The 7,460-nt window shown below is 39.4% G+C and carries 6 protein-coding genes; 4 read left to right on the top strand and 2 right to left on the bottom strand.

Annotation, left to right across the window (positions count from 1 at the left end; translation table 11 throughout):
* The 3 genes from AC1DND_RS21490 to AC1DND_RS21480 form a co-directional block, all read left to right on the top strand.
* Nucleotides 1–671, top strand: a 671-nt coding sequence (locus tag AC1DND_RS21490) for a protein-disulfide reductase DsbD domain-containing protein (protein WP_477584667.1), incomplete at its 5' end; no start/stop codon positions are given.
* A gap of 67 nt (nt 672–738) precedes the next feature.
* Nucleotides 739–1,326: a TlpA family protein disulfide reductase gene (locus tag AC1DND_RS21485; protein WP_477584666.1), complete on the top strand. Its 588-nt coding sequence runs from the start codon at nt 739–741 to the stop codon at nt 1,324–1,326.
* A 3-nt stretch (nt 1,327–1,329) separates the two neighbouring features.
* Nucleotides 1,330–3,006 (top strand): trypsin-like peptidase domain-containing protein, encoded by a 1,677-nt coding sequence (locus AC1DND_RS21480; RefSeq protein ID WP_477584665.1) that lies wholly within the window; start codon nt 1,330–1,332, stop codon nt 3,004–3,006.
* Nucleotides 3,007–3,653: 647 nt separating this feature from the next.
* On the opposite strand, the gene AC1DND_RS21475 is transcribed toward AC1DND_RS21480, so the two are convergent.
* Both AC1DND_RS21475 and AC1DND_RS21470 read right to left on the bottom strand, forming a co-directional pair.
* Complete coding sequence (locus AC1DND_RS21475) at nt 3,654–4,001, bottom strand: thioredoxin domain-containing protein (protein ID WP_477584668.1); 348 nt, start codon at nt 3,999–4,001, stop codon at nt 3,654–3,656.
* The gene (locus AC1DND_RS21470) at nt 3,962–4,699 is read right to left on the bottom strand and encodes a hypothetical protein (RefSeq protein ID WP_477584664.1); all 738 of its coding nucleotides are present in this window, start codon (nt 4,697–4,699) and stop codon (nt 3,962–3,964) included. Before AC1DND_RS21470 ends, AC1DND_RS21475 begins: the two co-directional genes overlap by 40 nt.
* 345 nt (nt 4,700–5,044) lie before the next feature.
* Here AC1DND_RS21470 and AC1DND_RS21465 point away from each other — a divergent pair.
* A partial coding sequence (locus tag AC1DND_RS21465) for a SusC/RagA family TonB-linked outer membrane protein (RefSeq protein WP_477584663.1) occupies nt 5,045–7,460 on the top strand: 2,416 nt, incomplete at its 3' end.

Raw genomic sequence — 7,460 nt, 5'->3', positions numbered from 1 at the left:
AGCTAGGTATTTCTAACCGTAAAGTGGCGCTTTTAGATAAATGTGTAACTTTATTGGAGGCCAACAAAGAGGTAGCGATGGCGCAACGTTTGCTCGAACGTTACACTACTCAAAAATTCAACAAAGCAGCTGAATGGAGAAATTGGCTCAATCTAAACCTTAATAATCTATTTTATACCGAATCTGGTGGCTTTAAATTCATGGTCAATACCTATGGAAAAAGCTTTCCTACTGGTCAACAGCAAAGTTACCAGTTGCCAAAAGCGATTGTTAATGATGAGCCTACCACGGCCGATCCGGTTGCGGTTTCTGCAAGGTTTATTCCTGGTAATGGCAATAAAAAAGACAGTTTGCTTATCGAAGCCAAAATTTTAAAAGGCTGGCATATTTATGCCTATGTATCTAAAGATAATCCATTTGTGGTTACCGAAACCAGATTGGAACTTCCTGAAGGTGCAGTGGCCGATAAAGAATGGAAAACAACAGCAGCTATTCCTTATCCGGGCAACGAGGGCATGTTTATTTTTGAAGGAAAGGCAAACTTTAGGATAATGGTCGATTACAGCAAGGCAAAAGCAGGCACTAAAATTAAATGTGGTCTGTACTATCAGGTGTGTGATGAAACCAAGTGTTACCCACCGAAAGAAAAAATATTGGAGATCCTTATTTAAGCTATCTATGCGATCGGCATGGCCGGTAAAATGGCCTTGCCGGTTTTTTAACCCTTTAACTTAAAATATGAAACTTTTTTTAAGGCTTTGCCTTTTGGCTTCTTTGTGCCTGTTTACATGTATTTCTGTATCGGCACAAACTGCTGTAAACAAAGCTGATTCCTTGCACAATAAGCTTTTATCAGAAATGATCGGTTTACCTGCAGCCAATTTTACTTTAAAAGATCTCGATGGAAATGCAGTATCGCTAAAGGATCTAAAAGGGAAAGTAGTTGTGCTCGATTTTTGGTCGACATGGTGTGTGCCCTGCAAAAAATCTTTTCCTGCGATGCAGCTTGCCGTTAATACCTATAAAAATGATCCTTCTGTAAAGTTCTTATTTATCCATACCTGGGAAACCACCAAAACACCAGTTGAAGATGTAAAAAAATACATCGCACAATCGGGTTTTAATTTTCAGGTGCTAATGGACCTGAAAGATGGGACTGGACGTAATGCTGCGGTTGAAGCTTACGGCGTAAGTGCCATCCCTGCAAAATTTATTATCGATAAAGCAGGCAACATTGTATTTAAACTAACCGGCTTCACCGGAACCGATGCCGCTGCGCTCCAGGAAATTTCTGAGCGGATTACATTGGCAAAAAATCATAAATAACAAATGAATAACGCTATAAAGGGAATAGTAGTAACGATAGTTATGCTTCTCGGCTTAAATGCTGTGGCCCAGAAAAAACAGGTTGCCAAATTTCAGAAAACCATTGCCGAAGCAGTTAAAAAGGCGTACCCTGCAAGTGTACGGATGTGGGGTTTCGATGTACAGCAAAACCAAAGAACCAGTGCTCAGTTTAGTGGGGTGGTGGTTAGTGCCGATGGTTATATCCTAACCGCTGCACACACCATTTTGCCCGGTAAAAATTATAAGGTTTTTTTTCCTGATGGCCGCGAATGCATCGCGCTGGCACTTGGTAAAATAGAAAATAAAGAGACGCCAGGCATTCCAGATGTGGGCATGATGAAAATTACCGATAAAGGCACCTATCCATTTGCTGAGATGGGTTATTCGGCAAGTTTGCTTAAAAACGAACCTTGTATCAGCATTTCTTATCCCGAAACCTTAAATCAAACGATGCCAACCTTAAGGTTAGGGAATATTGCAGAAGTGAAAAATGAATATGGTTTTATCCGCTCCACCTGCAAAATGGAACCAGGTGATTCTGGCGGCCCTTTATTTGATTATTATGGCCGCGTAATCGGATTGCACAGTGCCATTGATGTTTCGGAAGAAATGAATTTCGAAATTCCTGTTGACCTTTACCGCCGTTATTGGACGGCTTTAAACAGCGAAAAACTTTATACCGTTTTCCCTGAAAAGAGGGATAGTGTGAAAACAGATCCCTTGTCTTTGCTATTACAGAAAGAAAGCAAACAGAAGGCTTTACACCCTGATTTTAATATGCCAACGCTTAAAAACAGCTGCTTTTCCATCAAAAGTATGATAAAAGGAAAAAACCAGGATATTTACGCCGCTTTATTGAATGTTAACACAGCAAATGGAGCTAAAAAACAACTTCTACTCAGTAAAAACACGATGGTTGGCGAACAAGCAAAAGGTGATATTAATGGAGTTGCGGTGCCAATTAAGTTAATAGGAAAAGATCAGGAGAATGACCTGGTTTTATTTGAACTTGACCAACGGATAACCGGTGGGATTGATTTAAATATTTCTGATAGCGACAGCGTTAGAATAGAGATGGGTAAACTTCTTTATAGCATTGATCCTGCTGGCAAGGTGATGCGCAGTGTTTTGGGCAGTAAGCTATTTAATTTGCCGAAAATTAATAGTCAGCCTTATTTAGGCGCAATGGTGGTTTATAATTCCAGTCCCGTTCAGTTTTCGTTAATCAAAGAAGGCAGTCCGGCAGAAAAAGCAGGCATAAAAGTTGGCGATGAACTGATCAGCATGAATGGTAAACTGATAAAAAAAGCGAGTGAATTTGCCCCAGAAATAATGAAATATTGGGCAGATGATGAGGTTTCTTTTGAATGGGAAAATGCTTCAGGTAAGATGAGTAAAACATTAAAACTAGAGGGGCGGGGTCACTCGGTATTTAATCACCCGGCAGAGAAATTTGAAGGTGGAAAGTCGGAGCGAAGAGATGGCTTTAATGCCATTTTTACTCACGATTCAGCCGTTAAGATCAATGCATGCGGTTCTCCTGTTTTCGATTGGAAGGGTAATTTTTATGGGATTAACATCGCCAGGTTTAGCCGAACAACCACTGTAGTGGTTCCAAAGAAAACGATAATAGATTTTGTTTTGAAGACTATTCAGTAAAGTATCTTCCTAATCTTGTCTAAAAATAAATGTCATTCTGAACGCAGTGAAGAATCTCAGGCTAAAGAGAGTCGGACCAAAATTTCTCTATTGGAATAAATCTATCTTAAAAAGATTCTTCACTGCGTTCAGAATGACAACTATGGGATGTCACCCTGAGCGTAGTCGAAGGGCTTTTATTTGCGATTTATTAATCTCAACAAGTCTTCGACTACGCTCAGACTGACAACCACGGCGTTTAACTTAATGACATTAATGATGCCGCTACGCCCGGGGCTAAGCACTTTTTTTCTGCAAGGAAGCTGATGCATACGTAATTACCTGAATTTATCTAAACACCCCGGCCCTGTGATGAATTAACTTTGGTAAGCTCGCTTTCGGCTTTGTTTACTACACAGCCCCCGGTAAAATAAACCTTATTGTAGCGGCTATCCTTTTTGTTGCAAGACTATAATCGTTTATGCAATTAATTCACAAAAAGATAGAAGCGGAAAGAAGGACTGCTTAAACCGAAGAGCGCTGCACCTGCTTTCCAAAAAACAATACGTTATGCATAATTATTCTTTCAAGTAGGTGGTGTCTCACCGACCACTGAGGAAGATTCTTCACTGCGTTCAGAATGACAACTAAGGAATGAAACGATGAGTCTATTTCTTCAGCAAGGTATCAATCTCTGTATTAAATTCTTTCACAAATTCATCATAAAATTTACCGGTTGCGGGGCCATTAAAACCCGTATGGATCTGCGCTACATTGCCCTGTTTATCGATGATTATTGTGGTTGGAAACGATAAAAAAGAATCGAGTGCAGGCAACGATTCTGATACGACCTGCTTATCGGCAGTACCTGCAATAACCTGGTCGTAATCTATTCCAAAACGTTCGCGGAAACGCGTCATCACCTTTTTTGCATATTCAGGTTCGGTTGAGCGTTCATAATGCAAAGCAATAATTTCTACACCACGTTTCTTGTTTTCTTTATACCAGGGCGCAATAAAAGTAGCTTCATCAACACAATTTGGGCACCAGCTTCCGGTCCTTTGTAATAGGAAGGAGAGGAGCCAATAAAGCTCGAAAGTTGAAATTCATTTCCTTCTACTACACCTTCCAGATAACGTGAATCGCCTGTTACACGGAGAAAAGTGCCGGTAAGTTTGTTACCAGTTTGCTTAAATAAACCTACTGTTTTCTCTTCCTTACCATTTGGCGATTTAAAAACTACATCATAACTGCCAGAATAGTCTGCCTTTGCAGGTTTATCTGTTGTTTTAAAACGGTAATTTTTTCGTTCAGCAACAATGGTTAAAGGTTTGCCGGCTTTATCCTGTTTCCTTAATGTGCCTGTTAATTGATCACCATCTATTGCAAATGCGAGTTCGTTATCAAATTGATCCAGTTTTACGAAAAGCGAATCAGCTGTTTGTTTTACAAGGCCACCTTCGAAACTTTCTTCAGCATTGCGGAAGTATAATTTCTGCTGACCGCTTTTTTCGCTGATTTCGAAGTTAAAGGGGATTTCTAATCCTTCCTTAACCTTAGCTATTCCACGCCAGATGCCGAGGGCAACAAAAACATTTTGTTTTTTCTCTTTAAGCTTTGCTGCTTGATTATTTGCTAATGCAATATGGTTCTGAGCATAGGTGAAAGTTATTGATATAGCCAATACGGCTGTTAAAATGGATTTTAGTTTCATTGGGATGTGTATTTGTCGACTAAACTAGTAGACAAATATATGGATGTAATTGGCAAAGAAAAAATTTTTCAACAAAAATCTATAAAAACTATAGGATAAATGGAATTAATTATACCTTTGCCCCAGTTATTTTAAAATACTTATCAAGAAAGGCGGAGGGAATGGCCCTGTGAAGCCTTAGCAACCATCTAAATTTTTAGAAACTGTTAAAATTGCTCCATTTTAACAGGCTTTTTTAGGCTAACCATTCCTTTTTCTCTTTAAAAACAAATACACTTTTAGCCGTGGTAAAATTGTTTTACCCAAAATTATTATCCCTTTTAATTGATTATTAACTACACACTTATGTTTAAAATTTTAAAGTCAATAGCGTTTATCTTTCTGCTCTTTATTGTGCAAAAGCTTTCCGCTCAAAATGCCGCGGTTACCGGAACGGTAAAGTCGGCAGATGGTGAAACACTCCCTGGTGTTTCCATTTTAATAAAAGAAACCAAACAAGCCACCATTTCTGATGCAAAAGGAGCTTTTTCTATTCATGCACCAGATAAGGGTACATTGGTATTTTCTTATATCGGTTTTAAGAGCCAGGAAATACAGATCAATAAAAACGCCGGCCCCATTTCGATCATTCTTCAGTCAAGCGATAATGCGCTTGATGAGGTAGTGGTTACTGCATTGGGTATTTCGAGGCAGAAGAAATCGCTTGGTTATGCTGTTCAGGAATTAAAAGGACAGGATTTGGCCGAAGCTAAAGAGTCTAACCTGGTAAATGCACTGGCCGGAAAAATAGCAGGTGTAAGGGTAACCAATAGTCAGGGGAGCATGGGTTCCTCGCGTGTGGTCATCAGGGGGGAAACATCTATTGCCGGAAATAACCAGCCATTATTTGTGGTTGATGGGATTCCGGTAGATAATTCTCAGTTAAATTCGGCTGGGGCCAGAGATTATGCCAATACCATTTCAGACATTAATCCAGAAGATATAGAATCGATGAGTGTATTAAAAGGACCAAATGCCGCTGCATTATACGGTTCGAGGGCTGCGGCAGGTGTCATCCTCATTAAAACCAAAACAGGTAAATCGAAAAAAGGATTAGGCATTGCCATCAATTCAAACGCGGTTTTAGAAACCTTGCTTACGCTACCCGTGTATCAAAATGCTTTCGGTCAGGGATCGGAGGGCAAATTTAGTTATGTAGATGGTGCAGGTAAAGGCATTAACGATGGAGTAGATGAAAGCTGGGGTCCTAAATTGGATGGTAGGCTAATCCCACAATTTTATTCGAAAGGAGTAGCCGTTCCATTTGTGGCGCATCCTGATAATGTACGTGATTTCTTCCAAACCGGATATTCATTAAACAATGGGGTATCTATTGCAGATGCAGGCGAAAAGTACGACTTCCGATTATCGTACAATAACCTGAAACAGGTAGGTATAGTACCAAACTCCGGACAGGGCAAAAATTCATTTGTATTGAATACTACAATAAAAGTAACACCCAAATTAAGTTTAACCGCAAATGCAAACTACAGCAAACTTAATTCTGATAATTTACCGGGAACGGGTGGTTCGAGATCTACCAGTACCATGTTGCAGTTTACCTGGTTCGGCCGTCAGGTTGATATCAACCAATTGAAAGATTATTTGGATGAAAATGGAAAAACGTTTAACTGGAACAATAGCTATTACAGCAATCCTTATTGGGTAGCTTACGAAAATACCGTATCACAAAACCGTAGCCGGATTATTGGAAGTTTAGCGCTGAATTATAAGATTATTGATGGACTTGATTTCAATTTCAGATCAGGAACGGATTATTATAATGATAGGCGCAAAGTTAGGATTGCATATGGTACCAATGGAACGCCTTTTGGCTCTTATACTGAGAGTGCCTTTACAGTAAGTGAAAATAATACAGATGCGACATTAAACTTTAACAAACAGTTGAATGACGATTTTAGTCTTGAATTGTTAGGTGGTGGGAACATCCGCAGGCAATATATCGAGCAGAACGATCAAAGTGCGCCTAAATTGGCCATTGCAGGACTGTATACCCTTAAGAATTCACGCGATCCTTTAATTTCATCAAATAATTTATCGCGGTTAAAATCTTACAGTGTTTATGCCTCTGGACAGATTGGTTTCAGGAATTACCTTTTTGCCAACATCACGGCCCGTAACGATTGGTCATCTACCTTACCAGCGCAAAACAGATCGTATTTTTACCCATCATTTAACGGAAGTTTTGTAGCAACAGAAGCATTTGACATTAAAAGTGAAGCGCTTAACTACTTAAAAATACGTGGAGGCTGGTCTAAAGTAGGTAAAGATGCAGATCCTTATCGCTTGATCAATACTTATGCATTTAGTGCGCCATTTAACGCAAACCCTCAACTTACCACAAGTAATATCGACCTTAATCCTAACCTTAAACCAGAAACTACCACCTCAACAGAACTGGGCGTTGAGGCTGTTTTCTTTAACAAAAGGTTACGTTTCGATTTAAGTGCATATAACACCAATAGTTACAATCAGATTTTGGCTGCCGATGTAAGTCAAAGTACCGGGTTTAGTTCAAAACTGCTTAATGCCGGAAAAATAAACAACAAAGGTATAGAAGCACAGTTGGGGATTACACCAATTAAAAAACAGTTTACCTGGGATATTGATTTCAATTTTGCTGCGAATAGAAGTAGGGTAATTGAACTTGATGCTGAAAAATTATTGACGAATTATATTGTGGCTACCAACTCAGCACAGG

The organism is Pedobacter sp. 01N416 (assembly GCF_056399685.1).
The sequence above is the reverse complement of the archived record's forward strand: the minus strand, read 5'-3'. Positions and strand labels throughout refer to the sequence as shown.